Annotated in this window: 17 protein-coding genes and 1 pseudogene; 8 read left to right on the top strand and 10 right to left on the bottom strand. The window is 58.0% G+C overall.

The genetic code is table 11. The annotated features are described in order from the left end of the window. Positions 1 to 194 precede the first annotated feature (194 nt). From DU490_RS15615 to DU490_RS15575, 9 genes are all read right to left on the bottom strand, one after another. Complete coding sequence (locus DU490_RS15615) at positions 195 to 1,229, bottom strand: methylenetetrahydrofolate reductase (protein ID WP_114575175.1); 1,035 nt, start codon at positions 1,227 to 1,229, stop codon at positions 195 to 197. After that, positions 1,216 to 4,080: a formate dehydrogenase subunit alpha gene (gene fdhF / locus DU490_RS15610; RefSeq protein ID WP_220270518.1), complete on the bottom strand. Its 2,865-nt coding sequence runs from the start codon at positions 4,078 to 4,080 to the stop codon at positions 1,216 to 1,218. The genes DU490_RS15615 and fdhF overlap by 14 nt, the downstream gene beginning before the upstream one ends. A gap of 10 nt (positions 4,081 to 4,090) precedes the next feature. Next, positions 4,091 to 5,809: an NADH-ubiquinone oxidoreductase-F iron-sulfur binding region domain-containing protein gene (locus DU490_RS15605; RefSeq protein ID WP_114575173.1), complete on the bottom strand. Its 1,719-nt coding sequence runs from the start codon at positions 5,807 to 5,809 to the stop codon at positions 4,091 to 4,093. A gap of 102 nt (positions 5,810 to 5,911) precedes the next feature. Beyond that, the gene (locus DU490_RS15600) at positions 5,912 to 7,552 is read right to left on the bottom strand and encodes an acyl-CoA synthetase (protein ID WP_114575172.1); all 1,641 of its coding nucleotides are present in this window, start codon (positions 7,550 to 7,552) and stop codon (positions 5,912 to 5,914) included. Between the two features lie 85 nt (positions 7,553 to 7,637). After that, entirely contained in the window at positions 7,638 to 8,438 is an 801-nt protein-coding gene (locus DU490_RS15595; protein ID WP_114575171.1) for an enoyl-CoA hydratase, read from the bottom strand. A gap of 26 nt (positions 8,439 to 8,464) precedes the next feature. Next, positions 8,465 to 8,914 (bottom strand): OsmC family protein, encoded by a 450-nt coding sequence (locus DU490_RS15590; RefSeq protein ID WP_114575170.1) that lies wholly within the window; start codon positions 8,912 to 8,914, stop codon positions 8,465 to 8,467. 473 nt (positions 8,915 to 9,387) lie between these two features. Then, positions 9,388 to 9,840 carry a universal stress protein gene (locus tag DU490_RS15585; RefSeq protein ID WP_114575169.1) on the bottom strand — a complete coding sequence of 151 codons (453 nt, stop codon included), beginning with the start codon at positions 9,838 to 9,840 and terminating at the stop codon, positions 9,388 to 9,390. A 53-nt stretch (positions 9,841 to 9,893) separates the two neighbouring features. After that, positions 9,894 to 11,279: a solute carrier family 23 protein gene (locus DU490_RS15580; RefSeq protein WP_114575168.1), complete on the bottom strand. Its 1,386-nt coding sequence runs from the start codon at positions 11,277 to 11,279 to the stop codon at positions 9,894 to 9,896. A 114-nt stretch (positions 11,280 to 11,393) separates the two neighbouring features. Beyond that, positions 11,394 to 11,651, bottom strand: a complete 258-nt coding sequence (locus DU490_RS15575; RefSeq protein ID WP_114575167.1) for a hypothetical protein — start codon at positions 11,649 to 11,651, stop codon at positions 11,394 to 11,396. 1,107 nt (positions 11,652 to 12,758) lie between these two features. Between DU490_RS15575 and DU490_RS15570 the strand changes: the two genes are divergently transcribed. The 8 genes and pseudogenes from DU490_RS15570 (at position 12,759) to DU490_RS15535 (ending at position 21,443) form a co-directional block, all read left to right on the top strand. Continuing rightward, complete coding sequence (locus DU490_RS15570) at positions 12,759 to 14,204, top strand: dihydrolipoyl dehydrogenase (RefSeq protein ID WP_181870068.1); 1,446 nt, start codon at positions 12,759 to 12,761, stop codon at positions 14,202 to 14,204. A gap of 462 nt (positions 14,205 to 14,666) precedes the next feature. After that, positions 14,667 to 14,969, top strand: a pseudogene (locus DU490_RS15565) (transposase); the annotation flags it as partial. Positions 14,970 to 14,984: 15 nt separating this feature from the next. Beyond that, the gene (locus tag DU490_RS15560; RefSeq protein ID WP_114575165.1) at positions 14,985 to 15,470 is read left to right on the top strand and encodes an Lrp/AsnC family transcriptional regulator; all 486 of its coding nucleotides are present in this window, start codon (positions 14,985 to 14,987) and stop codon (positions 15,468 to 15,470) included. A 505-nt stretch (positions 15,471 to 15,975) separates the two neighbouring features. After that, positions 15,976 to 17,121: a glycine cleavage T C-terminal barrel domain-containing protein gene (locus DU490_RS15555; protein ID WP_114575164.1), complete on the top strand. Its 1,146-nt coding sequence runs from the start codon at positions 15,976 to 15,978 to the stop codon at positions 17,119 to 17,121. A 236-nt stretch (positions 17,122 to 17,357) separates the two neighbouring features. Next, on the top strand, positions 17,358 to 17,867 hold the full coding sequence (locus DU490_RS15550; protein ID WP_309485748.1) for a methylenetetrahydrofolate reductase C-terminal domain-containing protein: 510 nt from the start codon (positions 17,358 to 17,360) through the stop codon (positions 17,865 to 17,867). Positions 17,868 to 18,037: 170 nt separating this feature from the next. Beyond that, positions 18,038 to 18,913 carry a formyltetrahydrofolate deformylase gene (gene purU / locus DU490_RS15545; protein ID WP_114575185.1) on the top strand — a complete coding sequence of 292 codons (876 nt, stop codon included), beginning with the start codon at positions 18,038 to 18,040 and terminating at the stop codon, positions 18,911 to 18,913. A 14-nt stretch (positions 18,914 to 18,927) separates the two neighbouring features. Then, complete coding sequence (folD, locus tag DU490_RS15540) at positions 18,928 to 19,794, top strand: bifunctional methylenetetrahydrofolate dehydrogenase/methenyltetrahydrofolate cyclohydrolase FolD (RefSeq protein ID WP_181870067.1); 867 nt, start codon at positions 18,928 to 18,930, stop codon at positions 19,792 to 19,794. A 74-nt stretch (positions 19,795 to 19,868) separates the two neighbouring features. Then, positions 19,869 to 21,443 (top strand): BCCT family transporter, encoded by a 1,575-nt coding sequence (locus DU490_RS15535; protein ID WP_114575161.1) that lies wholly within the window; start codon positions 19,869 to 19,871, stop codon positions 21,441 to 21,443. Positions 21,444 to 21,584: 141 nt separating this feature from the next. On the opposite strand, the gene DU490_RS15530 is transcribed toward DU490_RS15535, so the two are convergent. After that, on the bottom strand, positions 21,585 to 22,935 hold a 1,351-nt coding region (locus DU490_RS15530; RefSeq protein WP_147270475.1), incomplete at its 5' end, for an OmpA family protein.

The raw sequence follows: 22,935 nt of genomic DNA, 5'->3' as shown, positions 1-22,935 counted from the left end.
GCGCCAAGGCTATCCCGCGATGCCTGCCGCCTAGGAGCCTGTCGGATTTGACCGATCGTCACGAGAGATTTGGATTTCGAGACAAGTTTATCGACCTGATGAGGCGAATAGCTCGCTATTTAACGAATCAGATCGAATGAAATTGGCCGAAAGACCGTATCTCGCAGTAGATCAGCGTTAAGTCCGACAGGCTCCTAGCGCAGCAGGGATTCGGGGTTGAGCTCTTTCGGGTCGTCGCGCCCCGGATACCAGGGCACGCGGCCGTCGAGCACTCCCGTGGTCTCGATGATCTCCGCCACACTGTGTTCTTGGCGGTAGGCCATGATATGGGCGCCGCTGACGCCCGGGATCTCGCGGATCTCGTGAAGTAGGTCCATGCACAGCCGCTTACCTTCCTCCTTCTGGTTCTCAGCCCCTTCTAGTCGAGCGATCACCGCGTCAGGGATGTGCACCCCGGGGACATGCTCGCGGATCCAGCGTGCGCTGCGTGCCGAGGCCAGCGGCCCGATCCCGGGCAGGATGAAGACGCGATCGGGGCCTTCCAGCAGACCGAGGTCGTTCACCTTGAGCATGAAGTTGCGCAACCGTTCGATATCGAAGCAGTATTGGGTCTGGATGAACTGGGCACCGGCCGCCACCTTCTTGGCCAGGCGAAGGGGTCGCCAGTCCAGCGGTGGCACAAAGGGATTCTCGGCCGCACCGAGAAAGATCCGTGGGGGCGTTTCGATGCGCCGGCCGCTCTCAAAGCGCTGCTCGTCGCGCATGCCACGGGCAATCTGCAGCAGCGATATGGAGTCGAGATCGAACACCGGCTTGGCCTGGGGATGGTCACCGGCCTGCACACCGTCACCGGTCAGACACAGCAGGTTGCAGGCACCCATGGCTGCCCCACCGAGGATCTCGCCCTGCATGGCGATGCGGTTACGATCACGGCAGGATATCTGCAGGATGGTGGCATAGCCGACTCGGGTCAGCAGCGAGCAGACCCCGGCACTGGACATATGGCAGTTTGCGCCAGAGCCATCCGTAGCGTTGATGGCATCGACGTAGCCATCGAAGATTGCCGCACGCTTGAGCACCTCTGCCGGGTCGGCAGAGTCCGGCGGGTCGATCTCGCTGGTGATTGCGAACTTGCCCGCCCGCAGGACCCGCTCCAGTCGCCCGGGGGAGACATGACCGGGCAGGATCGGCAGGGAGTAGCCCGGAACGGGTTCGTCATCGAATTTCATTTTGTTGTCTCTCAATAGCTGGACTCAAGCGACAAGCCGCGTACTTGAACTCTGGGATCTTGCCGAAGGGGTCGAGCGCCGGGTTGGTCAACAAATTAGCCGCCGCCTCCACATAGCAGAAAGGTACGAACACCATCCCCTCCGTCATCAGCGGATCTACCCGCGTCTTCAGGGTAATGGCCCCCCGGCGGGTGGTGATGGTGATCGGCTCGCCCTGTGTCAAGCGCAAGCGAACCAGTTCGGCTGGGGCCAGGCTCGCCACCGGCTCGGGCTCGAGGTCGTCGAGTACCCGGCTGCGGCGAGTCATGGAGCCGGTATGCCAGTGCTCCAGCTGGCGGCCGGTAATCAGCACCGTGGGGAAGTCGCCGTCGATGGGCTCGTCGGGCGGCAGCGGCCGGGTCGGGGCGAACGTCGCCCGCCCGCTCGCGGTGGGAAAGGCATCGCTGAACACCACGTCCGCGCCAGGCGCGTCGCCGGCGGGGCAGGGGTAGGTCACCGAGCTCTCGCGCTCCAGACGCTCCCAGGTGATGTGGTCGAGCGAGGACATACCCTGCTTCATCTCGGCGAACACCTCGCGAGGATGGGTGTAGTCCCAGCCCAGGCCAAAGCGGTTGGCGATCTTCTGGATGATCCACCAGTCGGGCATCGCCTCACCTGGCAACGGCACGGCGGCACGGCCCAGCTGCACCTGGCGGTTGGTGTTGGTGACGCTGCCATCTTTCTCCGGCCAGGCCGAGGCCGGCAGGATCACGTCGGCGAACTGGGCGGTCTCGGTGACGAACAGGTCCTGCACCACCAGGTGCTTGAGCTTGGCCAGGGCCGCCCGGGCATGGTCGAGGTCCGGGTCGGACATCGCCGGATTCTCGCCCTGGATGTACATCCCCCTGATGGTCCCCGCCGCGATGGCATCCACGATTTCCACCACGGTCAGCCCCGGCGTCTCGTCGAGCGGCGTGTTCCACAGCTCCTCGAAGGCGGCACGCACCTGGGCGTCGGTCACCGGCTGGTAGTCGGGCAGCACCATGGGGATCAGGCCGGCGTCCGAGGCCCCCTGGACGTTGTTCTGGCCACGCAGCGGGTGCAGGCCGGTGCCGGGGCGCCCGGTCTGGCCGCAGGCCAGCGCCAGCGAGATCAGGCAGCGAGCGTTGTCGGTACCGTGCACGTGTTGGGAGATGCCCATGCCCCAGAAAATCATCGCCTTGTCGGCGGTCGCGTAGAGCCGGGCGATCTCGCGAATGAGCGCCGGCGCGACGCCGCAGGCGGGCGACATGGCCTCGGGGGTCAGGTCACGCACATGGGCCTTGAGCACTTCGAAGCCCTCCGTGTGGGCGTCGATATAGGTCTGATCAAAGAGCGCCTCGCTGACGATCACGTTGAGCATGGCATTGTAGAGCGAGACGTCGCCGCCGGGGGTGAAGCGCACGCTGAGGTGGGCATAGGCGTCCAGTGCCTGGCCGCGGGGATCGAGGATGATCAGCTTGGTGCCGTTTCTCGCCGCCTGCTTGAAGTAGGTGGCGGCCACCGGATGGTTGATCGCCGGGTTGCAGCCAGTGAGGATCACCACGTCGGACTGCAGCGCCTGCATGAAGGAGGCCGTCACCGCCCCCGAGCCGATGCATTCCATCAGCGCCGCCACCGAACTGGCGTGACAGAGCCGGGTGCAGTGGTCGACATGATTGGAGCCGAAGCCGGTGCGCACCAACTTCTGGAACAGCCAGGCCTCCTCGTTGGAGCACTTGGCGCTGCCGAAGCCGGCCAGGCCGTCGGGGCCATGAGCCGTTTTGATCGCTTTCAGGCCGTCGGCGGCGACATCCAGCGCCTCTGCCCAGCTCGCCTCGCGGAAATGGGTCAGCGGATCGCGCGGGTCGAAGTCGGGGTCGAGCCCCTTGGGCACGCCGGATCGGCGGATCAGCGGACGAGTAAGCCGCGAGGGATGGTAAGGATAGTCGAAACCGAAACGCCCCTTGACGCACAGTCGTCCCTGGTTCGACGGCCCATCGCGACCCTCGACGAACAAGATCTTCTCGTCCTTTATGTGATAGGTGAGCTGGCAGCCCACGCCGCAGTAGGGACAGACCGAGTCGACGCTGCGATCAGCGGCTTTCGAGTCGCCGAGACCCGTGGCGTCGACCAGGGTCGCCGGCATCAGCGCCCCGGTGGGACAGGCCTGAACGCACTCACCGCAGGCCACGCAGGTGCTGTCGCCCATGGGGTCGTCGAAGTCGAAGACGATCTTGGAGGCGGCGCCACGATGGGCCATGCCGATGACGTCGTTGCCCTGGACCTCGCGACAGGCGCGCACACAGAGATTGCACTCGATGCAGGCATCGAGGTTGACGTTCATCGCCGAATGCGTGGTGTCGTGTCCTCTGGCATGGGGAGGCGAGGCCGGCCGTTCGGCGACATGGTGAACCATGGGCGCCTCTCGCTCGGCCCGTGACGGCAACCGCTTGCGCACTGCGGCGGCATCGATGGCCAACGCGTCGGCCATGGCCCAGAAGTGGCTCGAGCGGTCGGGGCCGTCGTCACGCTCGGGCTGGTCGGCGACCAGCAGTTCCATGACGCCCTCGCGCGCCACCCGGGCACGTTCGGAACCGGCACTCTTGACCACCATGCCAGGCGCCGCCTCGCGCAGGCAGCTTGCCGCCAGCACGCGCTCACCCTCGACCTCCACCATGCAGGCGCGACAGTTGCCGTCGCTGCGGTAGCCCGGGGCATCCTTGAAGCACAAATGGGGAATGGTCTCGCCAGCGCGCTTGGCCACCTGCCAGAGGCTCTCGCCCCGGTGGGCGCTCACCTCAACGCCGTCCAGGGTCAGGGTAAAGCTATTGCTTAAGCCATGTTCGCTCACGCTCATCTCCTTACCCCTTGACGATCACGTTCTGGGCGGCAAGTTCGCCGCGGAAATCCTTGAGCAGTCCCAGCACGGGATTAGGAGCCGCCTGGCCCAGGCCGCAGATGGAAGCGTCCATCATTACCTGCGACAGCCGCTCGAGTTCCTCGACCCGCCACTCGTCACGCTCGAGCAGTGTGAGCATCTTCTCGGTACCAACCCGGCACGGCGTACACTGACCGCAGGATTCATCGGCGAAGAAGGCCAGCAGATTGGTCGCGACCGCCTTCAAGTCGTCCCGGTCGGAGAGCACGATGATGGCTGCCGAACCGATGAAACAACCGACTTCCTGCAGAGTGTCGAAGTCCAACGGGATGTCGGCCTTGCTCGCCGGAAGTATCCCCCCGGAGGCGCCGCCGGGCAGGTAGCCGGCAAGCCGGTGTCCCTCGGCCATGCCTCCGCCGTACTCTTCGATCAGTTCATTGAGGGTGATACCGGCAGGCGCCAGGTGCACACCGGGGCGCCTGACCCGGCCCGAGAGCGAGAAACTCCGCAGCCCCTGACGACCGTGGCGGCCGTGGCCAGCGAACCAGTCGGCGCCCTTCTCGCAGATCAGCGGGATCCAGTAGACGGTCTCGACATTGTTGACCAGGGTCGGCCGGTTGAAGAGGCCCTTCTGGGCCACGAAGGGCGGGCGATGGCGCGGCTTGCCCGGTTTGCCCTCCAGCGACTCGATCATCGCCGACTCCTCGCCGCAGATGTAGGCCCCGGCGCCCCGGCGCAGCACGATGTAGCCCGGCGGCACCAGGCCGGCGGCCTCGAGCTCGGCGATTGCCTCATGCAGCACCCGGTGCAGCCCGGGGTACTCATCACGCAGATAGATATAGAGCGCGCAGGCCTCCACCGCCCAGGCGCTGACCAGGGCGCCTTCTAGGAAGCGGTGCGGCGAGCGCTCCATGTAGTAGCGATCCTTGAAGGTGCCGGGCTCGCCCTCATCGGCGTTGATCGCGCAATAGCGCGGTCCCGGCTCTTGGCGCACGAAGTACCACTTCTTGAAGGTGGGGAAGCCGGCACCGCCCAGGCCGCGCAGATTGGAGCGTTCGAGCGTATCCATCAGCGCCTCGACGGTGACGCGACCCTCGCGGCAATCGGTAAACAGCCCGAAGCCACCCTCGGAGCGGTAGTCGGCCAGGCGCTGCCAGACAATCGTCTCGGGATGGAAGTGGCCGGTATCCACCACCGCCTCCACGCCTTCGGCGGTGGCGAACAGCAGATGATGATGCCCTACCTCGACTACCGGCGCGGTCTCACAGCGGCCCATGCAGGGGGCCCGCAACACACGCACGGCTTCCGGGTCGGCACCGGCCTCAAGTTCTGACTTGAGCGTCGCCGCACCGGCCAACTGGCAGGAGAGCGAATCGCAGACCCTTACCGTCACTTCCGGCGGTGGCGCCTGGTCATCGTGGACCACGTCGAAGTGGGCGTAGAAGGTCGCTGTCTCGTAGATTGCCGCCATGGGTAGGTTCATGTAGGTGGCCAGCGCCCGCAGCGACGCCATCGACAAGTAGCCGTGGGCGTCCTGGATGGCATGCAGATGCTCGATCAGCAGGTCGCGTCGGCGTAGCGACGGCTGATCACGTTCGTCGCCAACGAGCTGGCGCAATGCTGCAAGCTCAGCGGTGTCGAGTTCGCGGCCACGTGGGTTGCTGCGAAAGCGGCGCTTGGGAGTGATGGTCTCGACGGTCATGGCGGGCTCATTGTTTTCGAGTGACGTTGCCTACCTTGCATGTTCGCATCGGCTCTGGGTAGGGGCAATTGCCTGCTTCTCGACGCCTCGTTGTTGAACAAATCAAGTCGGCGGCTCGGTTTCAAGCTGCTTGCGAAGCATGAACTTCTGGATTTTCCCCGTGGAAGTGGTTGGCAGTTCGGTGAAGATGATCTTTTTGGGAGCTTTGAAGCGGCTGATGTTCTCTCTGCAGAAGTGGATCAACTCGTCTTCTTTCAGCTCGCTGCCGGGGCGCAACTGGACAAAAGCGACGGGGACTTCGCCCCACTTTTCATCCGCCATTGCCACGACCGCCACATGCTGGACGTCCTTGTGCCGCAAAATAATCTCCTCGACCTCCATTGAGGAGATGTTTTCCCCTCCCGAGATGATCACGTCCTTCAGCCGGTCGCGAATCTTGATATAGCCGTCTGGTTCTATCACTCCCAAGTCACCGGAATGAAACCAGCCACCTGCAAAGGCTTCGTTGGTGGCGGTCTCGTTACGCAGATAGCCCTTCATGACAATATTGCCTCGAAACATGATCTCGCCAATCGTTTCGCCGTCGGCTGGTACGGGCTTGAGCGTGACCGGGTCGAGAACCGTGATACCTTCTTGGAGTGGATAGGTTACGCCCTGGCGCCCATTGAGCCGGACACGCTCCTCCGGAGGGCGTTGATCCCACCCATCCTGTTTGGCGCAAACCGTGGCGGGGCCGTAGGTCTCGGTCAGCCCGTAAACGTGGGTGAGCTCGAAGCCGATCTTATCCATCCGTTCCAGTACAGACGCAGGCGGTGCCGCGCCAGCGATCAGCCCCGACACCTTGTGATGTATTGGTTCCTGCGCAGACTCTGCAGCATCAGCAATCATTGAGTGGACGATGGGCGCACCGCAGTAGTGGCTGACCTTATGCTGCTTTATCAGGTCCAGGATCACCTTCGGGTCGACCCGGCGCAAGCAGACGTTGGTCCCGCCGATCGCTGCCAGCGTCCACGGGAAGCACCAGCCGTTGCAATGAAACATCGGAAGGGTCCATAGGTAGACCACCCCCTGAGGCAGCGTCCAGGACAGGACGTTGCTGACAGCATTCAGATAAGCACCGCGATGGTGGGTGACGACGCCCTTGGGGTTGCCGGTGGTGCCGGATGTATAGCCCAGCGCAATCGCATCCCACTCGTCGGGCGGTAGCTGCCAGTCGTCCATCGCCGGTTGCTCGGCCAGTAACGCTTCGTACTCCAGGTCGCCGATCAAGCGCTCTTCACCCTGACTCGGGTCAGACACGTTGATCACTATGGGCGCCGGTCCTTTCAGCCGTGCCAGCGCCTTTTCGACCACATCCACATACTCGGGGTCAACCAACAGCAGGCGTGAACGGCTATGTTCGAGAATAAAGGCGACTGCTTCTGTATCAAGGCGGGTATTGATCGCATTCAATACCGCTCCCAGCATGGGCACACCGAAGTTGACTTCGTACATGGCAGGGACATTCGGCAACATAACGGCCACCGTATCGCCCCGAGTGATGCCAAACTGCTTCAACATCGATGCCAAGCGACAACAGCGGGAATAGGTCTGTTGCCAGCTATAATGCGTGTTGTTGTAGATCAGCGCCGTCCTGTCAGGATAAACAGCGGCAGCCCGTTTGATAAAACTTAAGGGGGAGAGCGGTACATAATTAGCCGCGTTTTTCTCGAGCGTGTCATTGAAATGGCAAATATCACTCATGGTCTTACCTCTGTTGTTGTTATGAAGGGTTCAAAACCCCCAGCCCTTCAACCGGCACTTCGATTCTCTGACACACGCAGTGCCGCTAACAGCCTGGCTGCTTCCAGACGGGTTCACGCTTGGCGAGAAAGGCATCGATCCCCTCGCCTGCGTCAGGGCTCAACATGTTTTCGGCCATCACATCGCCGGCAAAGTCGTAGGCGTCGGCCAAGGCCATCTGGCGCTGGGGATGGAACATGGACTTTCCAAAGCGCACCGCCGCAGGGCTCTTGCTCAATATCTGTGCCACCTTATCGGCCACGGCAGCCTCCAGATCGGCATCATCGGTGACGCCACTCAACAGTCCCCACTCCAAGGCAGTATCCGCATCGATGAAGTGGCCTGATACCAGCATGTCGAACGCCCGCTTGGGGGAGATGTTGCGTGACAGCGCCACAGCAGGAGTCGAGCAGAACAAGCCCACGTTGATGCCCGATACCGCGAAGCTGGCCGATTGGGCGGCGATGGCCAGGTCACAGCTGGCCACCAACTGGCACCCCGCCGCCGTGGCCATGCCCTGGACTTGGGCGATTACCGGCACGGGCAGCGCGACGACGCTTTGCATTAGCCGGCTGCAGCGACGAAATAGCGCCTGGTAATAAGCGTGGTCGGGATTGGCACGCATTTCCAGCAGGTCGTGACCGGCGCAAAATCCCCGCCCCTTGGCACCGATCACCACACAGCGGACAGCAGGGTCGGTGGCGATCGCATCCAACTCCCGCTGCAGCGCGGTCAGCATTGTCTCGGAAAGAGTGTTGAACTTGTCCGGCCGATTCAGTGTGAGGTAGACGGCCCCGCCTCTGTCATCTCGGAGAAGAATGTCTTCCGACGCTTGACTGTGACTCATACATGACTCCCGCCAGAGATGGCTGATTAAAGATGATTGATCGTCACCTCGGCGGTGACCGAATTGCGGATGAAACAGTTTTTATGGGCGTTGGCGTGGATCCTGGATATCGCCTTCTGGTCCGGCATCTTGTCGCCGCCGAAGGTGATGCGCGGCGATAGCTCAATACGCGTCATCTCCATCCCTTTTTTATCACCGCTCTCCAGATGGCCGACTGGGTCGTCCTCATAGGATTCGACCTGATAACCCTGGAATTCGGCAATCGCCAGGAAAAACAGCATATGACAGCTAGACACCGCGCTGACCAGCATTTGTTCCGGGTCGGCACAGCTTGAATCGCCCTTGAATTCGACCGATGCGGAAGCGTTGACCTGCTGGCCACCATTTAGCGTAACGCAATGGTTGCGCGAATAGGTGTTTGCATCGGTTTCGTGGGAGTTTCGCTGCCAACTGATGGCGGACTGATGAACTGACATGGATAAGTCTCCTGCTTGCGAATGACCTCACCGTAAGCGACCTGGGAAATCGCTGTAAAACGACGATTGCTAAGCAGTTGAGTTAGCCTGGCTAATGTGAAGCCCTGCTGCCCGCTTTATCAGCGGCATGACATGTCCAAACGATATCAATAGTGCCGCACCAGCCGAGCATCCCCTGGGTTACGCACACTAAGCCAAACGCTTAGAAATGATCGCTTTATCTCCCACCCCCCCCCAGCGTCAGGAGTGGCGAGTACTTTGTATTCAGCATGACGAGACTTGAGCCACCGAAAAATGGACCCCACTGCCAAGACAAAATCTTTCTGACTTCAAGCTAATGCCTCGGCCATGTTCGCAATCCCATCCAGTTCCATCCAGCCCGGTCATTGCCGACATTCTTGAAGCATTACTGTACCGAAGCGCATATCGCGCGTGGGTGCAGTGTAGTCGGTCATGGTTCGGCCTCCGGGAATTCAGTTGATGACGAGCACCGGGCAGTCGGCGTAGTGCACCACCTTGTTGCTGACACTGCCCATGAGAAGCTCACGGAAGCCGGTCAGCCCGCGGCGGCCGATTATGACCAGCGGGGCGTTCAGTTCCCGAGCGCGCTCGATAATGCAATGGGCCGGGTCGCCGGTGGCGACCTCGTCCTTCGCCGTGATGCCCGCATCCTGCAGGGTCCTGGCGGCTTGTTGCGCGATTCCTGCGGCCTGCTGCCGGCGTTCATCCTGGATGTTCTTGCTGCTGATGTGGCCCGTAGCCATGAGTTCCGAGGGCATAACGTCCCGGTCCACCGCCACAGAAAGGAGGATCACCTCGGCTCCGCCGGCGCCGGTCAGTTCGCGCGCCGCGTCCACGGCCCGCTGGGACGTTTCGGAGCCATCCACCGGCACCAGGATGGTCTTGTAGAAACCTTGCTGACTCATGATTGATCTCCTCCGGATGCGGGGCGCCGCAAAGGCGGTGCCCCGATTGGTAATTAGTCTTCGCCTTCGACCTTCTGTGCCGGACGACGGCCGTAATCGTCACGCGGCTCCCGACCGAAGAGGTTGGTCTTCTCCACGATGATGTACAGCAGTGCCCCCGTGGCAAGCCCCCAACCGGCACCATAAACGGCCAGCACCACGGCCATGACGCCGCCGACACCACGCTCCACCTGGGTCTCGAGCTGCTCCAGGCCCACCATGATGCAAATATAGCCAGTGAGCAGCAGTGTCAGCGACAGGGCGATAGGCAGCACCGGCTGGAAGAACGACACCAGCGGCAGGATGAACAGGGCGATGAAGCCTGTGATCCAAAAGGTGCCAGAACCACTGTGGATAGACTCCATGGCGTTGCGGCCGTACTTGTAGCGCTCGGCCATGGTCGCGGCCACCGCCGTCCAGATCGGTCCGGCCAATCCCGGGTAGGGAGCGAAGAACGCGTGCAGGGCGTTGCGAATGGCGGTCACCAGGTGCACACGGTCGATGTTGGTATCGATCTTCTCGTCCTGGCGCAGATGGTCGACGCGGTCCAGCAGCGTCTTGCCGACGATGATGTCGCCAAAGGCGATAATGTAGGCGATCAGCGCTGTCGGAATGGCCAGCATGAAGATATCCAGGCCAGGGAAGCCGACCATGAAGGGAAGGTAGCTCCACATTTCTGCGAACGCCGGCTGGGTGATGCCGAACTCCACGTCCGGGAACGGGTACTCCGTCACCAGGAAACCGACGAGGATCGCGATCACCATGCCCGGCACCATGCCGTAGTTGGCGACCTTGCGGGCGAGGTCGGATTTGTCCACCAGGTGCTTAAAAGAGAGGCTGAACATCAGATAGGCGCAGACCAGGCCGCCGATAATCAGTGAAATCGGTGTCTCGGCCAGGCGGCCGCCTTCCCCGATCTCGCCGATGATCGCGGCGACGCCGGCGCCGATGATGATGCCCCCCTTCATGGAGCGGGGGATGATGTTCACCAGGTTGCTGCCCAGGCGCGTGATGCCGAGGATCAGGAAGATCAGAAACACCAGGAACTGCAAGGCGAACAGTGCCTGAATGGCCTCGACCCCCGGTTCGAAGTCCCCCAGGAACAGCACCACCATCGGGATGGCCGGTGTGATCCACCCGGGGACGAACGGCACGCCCATCATGGCCGGTAGCATGAAGCCGATGCCGCAGACCACCACGTAGGCCAGGGCCACGTCGTATGGCAACCCCAGGTACTGCTCCAGGAGCGGAATCATGGCGAGGCTGACCACGAACATGATCAGAGCCTGAACCATCTCCGCCATTTCCCATCGGTAGTGGATGAACGGCAGGCGGATCTTGAACGGGCCCGCAGGCCAGTATGGCTGCTCTTCGCCGTGCTCGCGTTTGTAGATTTGCATGGGTACTCCTCCGGGGTTTTTTTGGTCGAATACTCGAACTCACGCGGCCCACCAGGCGCCGCCGGGCTGCGCCAGGCAATGCAGCGTCAGAAAGCACCGGGCTGTGGTGACCGGTTAGAGCTCCTTCGCCTGGTCAGGTAAGCGAAACTTCTGGATCTTGCCGATGCCGCGCTTCAGCAGGGCGCTGGCCAGACGGCGGCAGCGCTCGTAAGTCTCCACACTGTTGCCCCGGACAGCGCCGCGGATGACGGCGGTGCGCTCCGGGTAGATACTGGCCGTGCGCTCAATGGAGGTAAGCGGTGAGATCGGCGTGTAGTTGGCGGGGGCCGGGTCCAGGTTCTGCTCGAAGATGGATGAAGCGGCCTGAATCATTGTGTTTCCTCCGCATGACTGTTGATTTATCGAAAAATTGTTCGTGGAAAACTAGCAGCAGTTTCTCCATTAAGTCTGTCCCGCCCTACTCAGAGCTTTGTAGGTATCACGCCGACTCTATGCTCCAATGATCGTGGAGGCACTTTATTTACTGTTAGATCATGAAATAAAGAGATTTTTACCACTTATTATCCGGCTTCAAAAGCGGGGATCTTCTTGGTAACACTGAGGTGGCTGAAATTCTCTTGGCGGAAGCTGATTAATGTGTCTTTGCACAGATCGTTGCGCTCCGAGCCACCAAACATCGTGTTGAATTTATCCGGTCGATTCAATGTGAGATAGACAGCGCGACTTTTGTCCTCTCTGATAAAAATGTCTTCCGAAGATTGCGAGATTAGGTGCTTGTATCGGTTTGGTGGGGATTGCGCTGCCAACCGATGGCGGACTGATGAACTGACATAGATAAGCCTCGTGCCTACGCATTTTCTCATCCTACCTTAAGTGATCCCGGAGGCAGCCGAAAAGCGACGATTGCTAAGCAGGTAGATTAGCCTGGCTAAAGTAAAATTTTGCAACCTCCCTTGACTGCGCCCTGGCATCATCACCTTCATGCCAGTAGCTGTTTCAACCTGTCAACCAGCAACACATGGGTTACGAAAAGTAAGGCCAACAGTTAGAATCTATCGCTTTACCCTTTAAAACGTGATGGTCATCCTGTATTTCTTACTCCGGCATTTAAGCCATTGGGCTTCGAAAAATAAGGCTTCAAATTTGGTTCATCGCATTTTGGCGTGAACCTGCTCTGCATAGGCTGCATTGCGGAAGGGGGCTCGACGACAGCGACGCAGGCGCTCCTTGTTGGAGTGCTGGTTCCCATCGCGACTGGCGCCGATAGGCGCCCGGCGGAGGCTACCGCACTGGCAATAACCGCGACCATCGGTAACGCCGCCGGGAGTCCTTCGGCCTCCAGTCGTGATCTGAAGATACTCCTACAGCGCAGCCATGACTTCCCTTGCCATTTCACGCCAAAGTGTGAAGTTCCTTAAATTTCGCCGTGCTAGACATTTTTTTTGTTTAAAAACAACCTATATACTGGCGAGGCGCCCCGTGAGCGAATTATCTATGAAGACCATAAATGTTGAATACGCGATCATCGGCGCCGGCACCTCGGGCCTGGGCGCCTACTCGAAGATCAGCCGCAAGACAGACAGCCTGGTGATGATCCAGGACGGTCCCTACGGCACCACTTGCGCACGGGTCGGCTGCATGCCCAGCAAGCTGCTGATCACCGCTGCCGATTACGCGCACCACTTGTACACCAGCGAGTTTTTCGGGGTGCCCGCCTCGGGACGCGTGGATGGACGCAAAGTCCTCGAGCGGTTGCGCCGAGAGCGAGATCAACGGTTTGTCGCCAACAACCTTCGTTACGTCAACAAGATTCCGGCCCACCATAAGCTTGAGGGGCGCGCACGGTTCATCGCACCGGGCCAGCTCAGGGTGGGCGAATCGGTCGAGGTCAATGCGAAAAAATTCATCCTCGCCTGCGGCTCCAGGCCTGCGGTCAGCGAGGTGTTCGAGCCAGTGATGGCCCGAGTTCTCACCAGCGACACGTTCTTTGAGCTGGAGGACCTGCCCCGCTCGATAGCCGTGATCGGTATGGGAGTTATTGCGCTGGAACTCGGGCAGGCACTCCATCGACTAGGAGTCGAAACGACAATCTATGGCCGCTCAGGAAAGATCAACGCCCTCACCCACCCGGCCATGCAACGGGAGGCGCTCGATACCCTCGGCACCGAACTGGATATCTACCCCAGTGGCCAGGTCGTGAGCGCCTGGGAGGACACTGAAGGCGCCTGGATCGAGTATGAGAAATCGAATGGCCAACGGTTCAGTCGAGTGTTCGACAGGATACTGGTCGCCGCAGGAAGACTCTCCAACGTAGACCGATTGGGTATGGAGCATGCTGGCGTGGATTTCACTGAAGTTGACTCGGCGACAGTCGATCCGCAGACGATGCGCTGTTCTGACTATCCCATTTTTATTGCCGGGGATGCGACCGACCACCTGCCGGTGTGGCACGAAGCCTTCGATGAGGGGCGTATCGCCGCCGATAATGCGTTGAGCTACCCGGAGCCGGTGCCTGCAGAGCGTAGACCGCCATTGATGGTGATCTTCACCGATCCTCAAATCGCCATCATCGGCCAGAGTTTCCGGCAACTTGAAGGTCGGGAGATTGTCATTGGCGACCTGCCGTTTACCAGTCCCCGCCATGTGGTCTGGAACAAGGACCAAGGGCGTATTCAAGTCTACCTGGACGCGCGAACCGGCGTCATTCTAGGAGCCGAGTTGCTTGGCTACCAGGCCGAACACCTGGCCCATCTGCTTGCCCTAGCCATCACACACGGCATGACGGCAGAGCAGGTACTGTCAATGCCGGTTTACCACCCCAGTGCCGAAGAGCTGTTACGAGACGTTTTAATGGACGCACGGGGAAAGGGTGGAAAATTCGCATCTGAGAACATAACCCATTCAAAAATCGACAGATTGGCTTAGACATGTGCCATGTGAGCACACCAATGACACACATCTCGCCCCGGGCTGCACACTGCCATTGGCACAGGAGACTCTATAACGCTTCGTGGTCCAGCGTTTCATTAAGGGAAGTAGTAAACAGTGAACAACGGGATTAGCATGATATTTTCAGGAGTCTGTGTCAATTCGCAACGAGAAGCCTAATTTACGCAGCACCTCAATATGTTATTTTTCACTTTGAGTCAACTGCTGGCAACGTCTGTTGTATTTGTTAATTACAAGTATAGATTTCCATATGCATGAGAGCTTCGTAACCTACCGACAGATACCTAACTGATCAATTTTAGCTTATTGCACTTGTCATAATAGGCCAGCTAAACATCACCATTGAATTGATCTCCAGGCACCATATCTGGAAGCCTGTCGAGTTTTTGATATGGTCGTGCGATACTCACATCATGCCGCCATCACCGGAACGTCGCCATGAGCCGCTTCATCCCCGTTGATCGCCAGACCGACTATCTCCTATCGCCTTCCATGAACGAGTGGCTACCCTATGACCATGTTGCGCGTTTCGTCGTGGACGTCGTCCAGCAGCGGGACCCCTCCACGCTGACACAGCGATACGCCGGCCGGGGACACAAGGCGCATCACTCTTCCGTGCTGCTGAGGCTGCTGGTCTACGGCTATGCCACCGGCGTGCATTCCAGTCGCAAGATCGTGCGAGCCACCTATGATTCGGCGGCCTTTCGCTGCGGAACCAGCCCCTCCTTCGGGGATCACAATAAAGGCTAAAAATAAATGAAAAAAATTGCCATTGATGCTGCGGACATACGCATTCTCTGCGCAGTGCAACAGCACGGGCAGATCAGCAAAACCAAGCTGTCAGAGCTAGTCAATCTTTCTCCAACGCCATGTTGGGTTCGTTTCAACCGATTAAAAGAAGCTGGCTTGATACGTGGATATCATGCGGATATTGCGGTCACTAAAATCGCGGATGTCACGAAGGTGGTTGTTACAGTTTCACTCAAGGGGCATCGCAAAACGGATTTCGACCACTTTGAGACTCATATCGATAAAATGGATGAGATCGTCGAATGCATAGCGACGGGTGGTGGAATGGATTACGTCTTGAAAGTGGTGACGCCCAGCCTTCCCGCGTTTCAAAATGTGATGGAAGAACTTCTTTCAGCGGAGTTGGGGATTGACCGCTACATGACTTATATCGCAACCAGAGAGATAAAATCGACCCAACTCAATCTTGCTAACCTGATGCCTGAGCCATGAAGCTGAACCGGAAGGAGACCACCTCAGTCTGGTGGTAGCTAATCAACAAGACCGGGAGAAATCGAGGTCTTGTCGGCAAAGTCATGTGCCGGACAGGCCATGGCGCACTCCGGAAAGCGCTAGCGTCGGCCACACTTGGCCGCGACATAGAGGACCAGGCGGTGGGCGGACACAAGAGGTATCGAGGTGCTGGCCTCGAGAACCCGGCGTGCTTACAGGACCAAGCTGGGAGCCAGAATTGTATGTCGTCCATGCCACGCCCTCTGACCATGAAGAGGTTATCTTGTGACTCAACTCAGTGGGCTAACCCACACCCGGCGACGAAGAGGCCTGGTGCGCAGGAGACGGACCAAACGGTCTGAGCAAGGTAAACAATTGGCCTGTTCATTCTTATTTTTCGGTAATTTTAGGCCGCTTTGCAAGGCAATGTGCGTCTATAGTAAGCAATGCCGGATCAATGAGTTCGTGCAGTTTATTGAAATCTACATCAAGAAAGGGGATTAGCATGGAAAAACAAGATGATTTTGGATTTGGTACACAGATCCGAAAGTCTCCCTACTTTGACGCAACAGTCCGTTGGGGTGCAGCTGGGTTTTCGGTATACAACCACATGTATATTCCGCGTGATTTTGGAAATCCTGAACAGAATTTCTGGAACCTCGTTAATGACGCAATCCTTTGCGATGTTGCTGCCGAACGTCAAGTCGAGATTACAGGTCCGGATGCGGCGGAATTCGTGCAGAGCCTAACCCCCCGCGACCTATCGGAGATGGCTCCTGGACAGTGTAAATATATACTAGTTACAAATGCAGATGGAGGCATTCTAAACGATCCGATCTTGCTACGTCTGGCAGAAAATCACTTCTGGATTTCACTGGCTGACAGCGACATTCTTTTGTGGGCCCAAGGCGTCCAAGTGAATTCCAGGCTGGACGTGACGATCCGTGAGCCCGATGTTTCACCACTACAACTGCAGGGGCCCAAGTCGGGCGAGATCATGCGGACGCTGTTTGGCGATAGCATCATGGACCTTCGCTATTACTGGCTGCGCGAGGTGGACCTGGATGGTATACCGCTGATCGTTTCACGCACTGGCTGGTCGAGCGAACTGGGATATGAGCTTTACTTGCAGGACAGCGACCGTGGCGACGAACTTTGGGAAAAGATCATGTCTGCGGGCCAACAATTTGGCCTAAAGCCAGGTCACACATCGACGATTCGTCGTATCGAAGGGGGAATGCTTTCCTATCACGCTGATGCAGATATCAACACAAACCCTTACGAACTCGGGATGGAACGCCTGGTAAACCCGGATATGGATGTCGAATTTATCGGTAAGACCGCGTTGCAGCGCATCCGTGAAAATGGCGTGAAGCGCAAGCAAGTCGGGCTGCGTATTGACATGGAACCGCTCAAAAGGCCAAACACAACATTCTGGTCACTTATCAAGAATGGTAAAACAGTCGGTAAGGTTACGTCTGCCGTGTATTCTCCACGCCTGGAAAAGAACATTGCTCTGGCTATGGTTGAAATTGAATATGCCAATATTGGTACGGAACTTGAGGTACATACCACATCCGGTTCAGCGCAAGCCATTGTAGTAGAGAAGCCTTTTTACGACCCTAAAAAGAAAATTGCTACATCAACTTGATGTGCAAGCCATTAGTGACTTGAGAGCTGCGCTCTACAATATCCATACAAGACCGCAGCAACCTAAGTCTTACGATTATTAAAAATTACCTGTGACCGAATACAGCTCATAAGGAGCATTACTATCAATAAAATGCTTGAAAAGGGTCGCCTCGGGCAGATCAAAAAACCAGCTTATTGATTTTAAGTATTTCGAATAGCACTTTACGGTTTCAGGAATAAACTATTGGCTCCACGGTGGCGCTGCCGTGGCAGGAGAGAATTGTGTATTCTATTCGTCTTTGGGCCGCGCGGCACGCGAGATTTTTTGAGGTTATATACCAAAAATTTGAACCTATAATTGTCAAGTTACATCCACTGTGGAAGTCGATAGGTTACCAGCGCGCCGAAAAGCCAATGGCCATGTTGGAAAAGCTCTGCAAGGGAGCAATCTTTGACTGCAAGATGTGTGGGCAGTGTATCCTCAGTTCTACTGGAATGTCTTGCCCCATGAACTGCCCGAAAACTTTACGCAACGGACCGTGTGGTGGTGTGCTTCAGAACGGGAATTGTGAAGTCGAGCCCGAAATGCGCTGTGTCTGGGTTGAGGCTTGGGCTGGAAGTCAACAAATGAAAGGAGGTGAACGAATTCAGGTAGTGCAACTGCCGGTTGATAACCGTGAGAAGGGAACTTCATCCTGGTTACGCGTAGTACGCAAGACGTCGGGGCTGAAACAAGAAAATAAAAAATATACAAGCGAGCTTTAACGTCGATAAAAATTTCTTATCCGGCATTAAATAAGCCGTGCAATAAATTTTACTGACGACTTAATGTTAAAAATATTCCGAATTTTAAGACCTTCGGATCCATAACTTAAAGCTCAGGTTATGGAATAGTGCTTGACAAACAAAACTCCAACATACATAGGCTCCCTATCATGAATGAACAACCGGATAACACAAATCAATTCATCCTTACCGTCAGCTGTAAAACTGGCCCCAACATCGTTGCTGGAATTACATCTTATCTTTCTGAACGCGGCGGCTATATTTACGAATTATCTCAATTCGATGACAAAGTAAGTGGCCAGTTTTTCATGCGCACTGTGTTCAACACTTTCTCTGAATCAAGCTTGTCTTTTGAAGAAATACGCACCGGGTTTGTTGATGTCGCTGATAAATTTGACCTGGAGTGGACGATGCATGAGGCTAACCGCCCGACCAAGGTTTTGATTATGGTATCTCGATTCGACCATTGCCTGGTTGATCTTCTTTACCGTTATCGCAAGGGCGAGCTGAACATCGAAATTACTGCAATAGTATCTAACCACTATGACCTTCAACCAATAGCTGAGCGCGAAGAAATTCGCTTTGATTATCTCCCGGTGACAAAAGAAACTAAAACTGAAAAAGAATCTGACCTGCTTAATATCATCGACCAAACCGGGACCGAACTGGTGGTTCTGGCGCGGTATATGCAAGTATTGTCCGATAATCTCTGCGAGCAACTGCGCGGCCGAGCCATCAATATTCATCACTCATTCCTGCCTGGATTCAAAGGTGGCAAGCCTTATCATCAGGCGTTTGAGCGTGGCGTTAAGCTGATCGGCGCCACTGCGCATTATGTAACCGGCGATCTGGATGAAGGTCCTATTATCGAACAATCTGTGCAACCCGTTAACCATGCTTACTACCCGGAAGAGCTGGTTGCCATAGGCCGGGATACCGAAACGATGGCGCTGGCACGTGCGGTGAAATTGCATACCGAGAACCGTGTATTTCTCTACGGTAACAAAACTGTTATTTTTAAATAGGAGCAGCGGGTATCATGGCTCATTTAATAGACGGAAAAAAACTCTCGGCTCAGGTACTGCAAGAAGTTGCCTCCGAGGTCAAGATGCTCAGAGCCGAGCACGACATAGTGCCGACGCTGGCTGTCGTGCTAGTAGGCGAGGATCCCGCCAGCCAGGTATATGTTAGAAACAAGGTGAATCGCGCAGAAGAAGCAGGGGTATGTTCTATTTCCCATCACCTTGATGCCGAGTGCACCCAGGACGTTCTGAATAAGCTAATCGATGATCTAAACAATGACCCGCAGGTGCACGGAATTCTTGTGCAGCTACCACTACCGTCGCATCTCAATGAGGAGGAGGTGATAGCTGCCATCCATCCGCTCAAGGATGTGGATGGTTTTCACCCACTAAATGTTGGTGCACTTGCTTCTGGGCGACCGTCGCTAGTGCCTTGTACGCCGCAGGGTTGCATGATCATGCTGCATCAGGTTCATCCGGACATGAGCGGTAAAAATGCTGTGATAGTGGGGCGCTCTAATATTGTCGGCAAACCGATGGCAGCACTGCTGTTACAGGAAAACTGCACAGTCACTATTGTGCATTCACGAACGAAGAACATCGAATCACTGTGCCGCAATGCCGATATTGTAGTGGCGGCGGTTGGCCGGGCAAAACTTATCAATGCTGACTGGATAAGGCCTGGTGCAACGGTAATTGATGTCGGTATCAATGCCATCGATGTTGATGGCAAGAGAAAGCTCACGGGTGATGTGGATTTTGAATCGGTTGCCCCGATCGCTGGTGCCATTACGCCGGTGCCCGGCGGCGTTGGGCCGATGACGATCGCTTGCCTGCTTTTGAATACGACACGTGCAGCAAAGCGTCAGTCGGACAAAACCTGAAACACGAAAACGCCTGTTCCAAGTATGTCCGTCGTCGCCTCAGGCGACTCGACAACAACAATAGAGGACTTCGTATGAACCACAACGACGATCCCACCCTTGCCCCGGGCCATGACAACACCCAGGTGCTTGGTATGGATTTCCACAATCCTGTCTTTCCGCTCTCTGCCTTGGCGATCATCGCGTTCATCCTCTACGCCCTGGTCTACCCCGACGCCGCGAACACCCAACTGACGGCTGCCCGGAGTTGGTCCATCGAGCACTTCGACTGGCTGTTCATGATCGTCGGCAACCTCTTCGTGGTGTTGTGCCTGGCGCTGATAGTGCTGCCTTTGGGACGCATCCGCCTGGGCGGCCAGGACGCCCGCCCGGAGCACTCTCTGGTCTCCTGGTTCAGCATGCTGTTCGCCGCCGGCATGGGTATCGGCCTGATGTTCTGGAGCGTGGCAGAGCCGGTGGCCTACTATACCGACTGGTACGGCACGCCGCTGAACGCCGCCGCCGGCACCCCGGAAGGGGCTCGTGCCGCCATGGGCGCCACGATGTTTCACTGGGGCCTGCACCCCTGGGCGATCTACGGGGTGGTAGGCCTATCCCTGGCCTTTTTCGCCTACAACCGCGGGCTGCCACTGAGCCTGCGCTCGGCATTTACTCCGTTGCTGGGTAATCGGGTACGTGGCTGGACCGGCCACGTGATCGACATCACCGCGGTACTGGCGACCATCTTCGGCCTGGCGACCTCGCTTGGCTTTGGTGCATCCCAGGCCGCTGGTGGCCTCAACTACCTGTTCGACGTGCCCAACACCATCGGTACCCAGGTCGCTATCATCGTCGGCGTTACCGCGGTGGCGTTGTTCTCGGTGTGGCGAGGCATCAACGGCGGTGTGAAGCTATTCTCCAATATCAACATGGTGCTCGCCCTGCTGCTGCTGCTGTTCGTGGTGCTGACCGGATCTACCCTGCTGTTCCTCAATGGCCTCTGGGGCACCACCCTGGCCTACGCCAGCAATATCGTGCCGCTCTCCAACTGGATCGGCCGAGACGATACCATCTGGTACCACGGCTGGACGGTGTTTTACTGGGCCTGGTGGATTTCCTGGTCACCTTTCGTCGGCATGTTTATCGCCCGGGTCTCGCGGGGACGCACCGTACGCGAGTTTCTGACCGCCGTGCTGCTGGTACCAACCCTGGTCACCATTGTCTGGATGAGCGCCTTCGGCGGTACCGCCCTGGCCCAGTCTGCGGCTGGCGTGGGTCAGCTGGGCGATGGCATCAGCGACGTCTCCCTGGCGATGTTCCAGATGCTCGAACACCTGCCGCTGACAACCCTGACCTCCACTTTGGCGATCATTCTGGTGTTGATCTTCTTCGTCACCTCCTCGGATTCCGGCTCGCTGGTGATCGACAGCATTACGGCCGGTGGCAAGACCGATGCCCCGCGCGGCCAACGGGTCTTCTGGGCCACTCTGGAGGGGGTTATCGCCGGCATTCTGCTTTATGGCGGCGGTGACGCTGCACTTGGCGCCCTACAGGCCGGAGCCGTGGCCACCGGCCTGCCCTTCTCCTTGATCTTGGTGGTGATGTGCGTGGGTCTGGTCAAGAGCCTTCGCGAGGAATATCGCGCCCAGGGATTGGCCGGCACGGCGTGACACGCGGACTGACACACGGCCTACCGTCAACCTACGACGCCCCAATCTAGGGGCGTCGCGTTTCCCATGAGAGGTGACTCTTTATCCCACATCGAAATCGTTCGACTCGACCGAGTCTAGCTTTTTCGATGAGCTGGTCTCTTAGAGGCTGACCAACCCTGCATCAATCAACGGAGTGATCCGCCGGACGCTAGCACGTCGGTTTACCTGGCTGGGTCCTTGCGTATCCACTTTCAGATAGCGCTCGCCATAGCCCTGTACGATCAGGTTTTCCGGGGGAATGGCGAAGTATTCGGTCAGCGCCAGGGCGACGGCTTCTGCTCGCCGGTCAGACAGCCCGAGGTTCATCAATTCCGATCCCACGGCATCGGTATGGCCTTCGACCAGGAAGATCTCATTCGGATGCTCCTCGATGATGTCGGCCATGGTGTTCCCAATCAGGCTCAGCGCTTCGGCCTCGGAGGGCTGAATGGCCGACGAGCCAGTGGCGAACTGGATAACGTCGAGATCGATACGCGGCATCATGTCTCGAACTCGAGAATTTTCGCGTACCTGACGGAGCGTGAAGGCTCGATCGAACTCCTGTACCGGTGGTGCTAGCAGTGCCTCGCGCAGGATTTTCTCATCTGAGCGCCGGTAATCGACCACGTAGCGTTCTTCCGGCAGGTCGTAGCGCAGGGGTGGCAGGGATTCCTCGAGGTCGACGGAAGATACCCAGCTATCGGCCTTGAGCGTTTCGTCGATCAGCACGATAGCGGTGTCATCGGGTAGATAGCGAGTGCGCTTGAGGACGAAGCCACCGGAATCACGAACGGTCACGATCCGGCTGCCATCCTCGCGAGTGACGGTGGAGCGAGTGATGCCATCGGTAAAGGATTCTGTGGTCTCGGTTACCCCAGGACGACGCAGCAGGAGATTCTCGTCCTTGCGCACATGCAGCTCGCCGTCGCGCTCAACGATCATGCGGTCGCCTTGATTCTCGACGACCCGACCACCGAGCTGGGGGATCAAGGCGCCTGCGACGGCACCTACCGCGGCAGCTCCCAGGTATTTCCATATCTGGTTGTCGTCATCATCGGCTTCTGACGCCGTCGTGGCCTGGGCCTCCTCGTCGCTGGTACGCGTGGTATCCGCAGTCACGACAGTTTCGGATGTTTCACTGGCTTCCTGGGTCTCAAGGGCGACGGCAGAGGCCAGGGCGTCTGCTTCGGCCTCGGCCAGGGCCTCCGCATCCGCCTTGTCACTGGCCTCCTGCTCGGCCAGTGCATCGGCTTCGGCCTGTTCGATGGCCTCTTGCTCAGCGACGGAGCGTGCCTCGGCCTGCTCGGCGGCCTCCTGCTCGGCCAGGGCGTCGGCTTCGGCCTGCTCAGCGGCTTCCTGCTCGGCGAGGGCGTCTGCTTCGGCCTGCTCGGTGGCTTCCTGCTCGGCGAGGGCGTCTGCTTCGGCCTGCTCGGTGGCTTCCTGCTCGGCGAGAGCGTCTGCTTCGGCCTGC

Source organism: Halomonas sp. DQ26W, from assembly GCF_003339685.1.
Classification (GTDB): domain Bacteria; phylum Pseudomonadota; class Gammaproteobacteria; order Pseudomonadales; family Halomonadaceae; genus Halomonas.
This window is presented reverse-complemented; position numbering and strand designations above follow the sequence as displayed.

What these genes read in the sequence shown, in the direction of transcription:
- DU490_RS15560 (WP_114575165.1), top strand. Translation starts at nt 14,985, where the DNA reads ATGAAAAAAATTGCCATTGATGCTGCGGACATACGCATTCTCTGCGCA.
- DU490_RS15605 (WP_114575173.1), bottom strand. Translation starts at nt 5,809, where the DNA reads ATGACCGTCGAGACCATCACTCCCAAGCGCCGCTTTCGCAGCAACCCA.
- DU490_RS15535 (WP_114575161.1), top strand. Translation starts at nt 19,869, where the DNA reads ATGAACCACAACGACGATCCCACCCTTGCCCCGGGCCATGACAACACC.
- folD (WP_181870067.1), top strand. Translation starts at nt 18,928, where the DNA reads ATGGCTCATTTAATAGACGGAAAAAAACTCTCGGCTCAGGTACTGCAA.
- DU490_RS15555 (WP_114575164.1), top strand. Translation starts at nt 15,976, where the DNA reads ATGGAAAAACAAGATGATTTTGGATTTGGTACACAGATCCGAAAGTCT.
- DU490_RS15595 (WP_114575171.1), bottom strand. Translation starts at nt 8,438, where the DNA reads ATGAGTCACAGTCAAGCGTCGGAAGACATTCTTCTCCGAGATGACAGA.
- DU490_RS15585 (WP_114575169.1), bottom strand. Translation starts at nt 9,840, where the DNA reads ATGAGTCAGCAAGGTTTCTACAAGACCATCCTGGTGCCGGTGGATGGC.
- DU490_RS15590 (WP_114575170.1), bottom strand. Translation starts at nt 8,914, where the DNA reads ATGTCAGTTCATCAGTCCGCCATCAGTTGGCAGCGAAACTCCCACGAA.
- DU490_RS15580 (WP_114575168.1), bottom strand. Translation starts at nt 11,279, where the DNA reads ATGCAAATCTACAAACGCGAGCACGGCGAAGAGCAGCCATACTGGCCT.
- DU490_RS15615 (WP_114575175.1), bottom strand. Translation starts at nt 1,229, where the DNA reads ATGAAATTCGATGACGAACCCGTTCCGGGCTACTCCCTGCCGATCCTG.
- DU490_RS15575 (WP_114575167.1), bottom strand. Translation starts at nt 11,651, where the DNA reads ATGATTCAGGCCGCTTCATCCATCTTCGAGCAGAACCTGGACCCGGCC.
- purU (WP_114575185.1), top strand. Translation starts at nt 18,038, where the DNA reads ATGAATGAACAACCGGATAACACAAATCAATTCATCCTTACCGTCAGC.
- DU490_RS15600 (WP_114575172.1), bottom strand. Translation starts at nt 7,552, where the DNA reads ATGAGTGATATTTGCCATTTCAATGACACGCTCGAGAAAAACGCGGCT.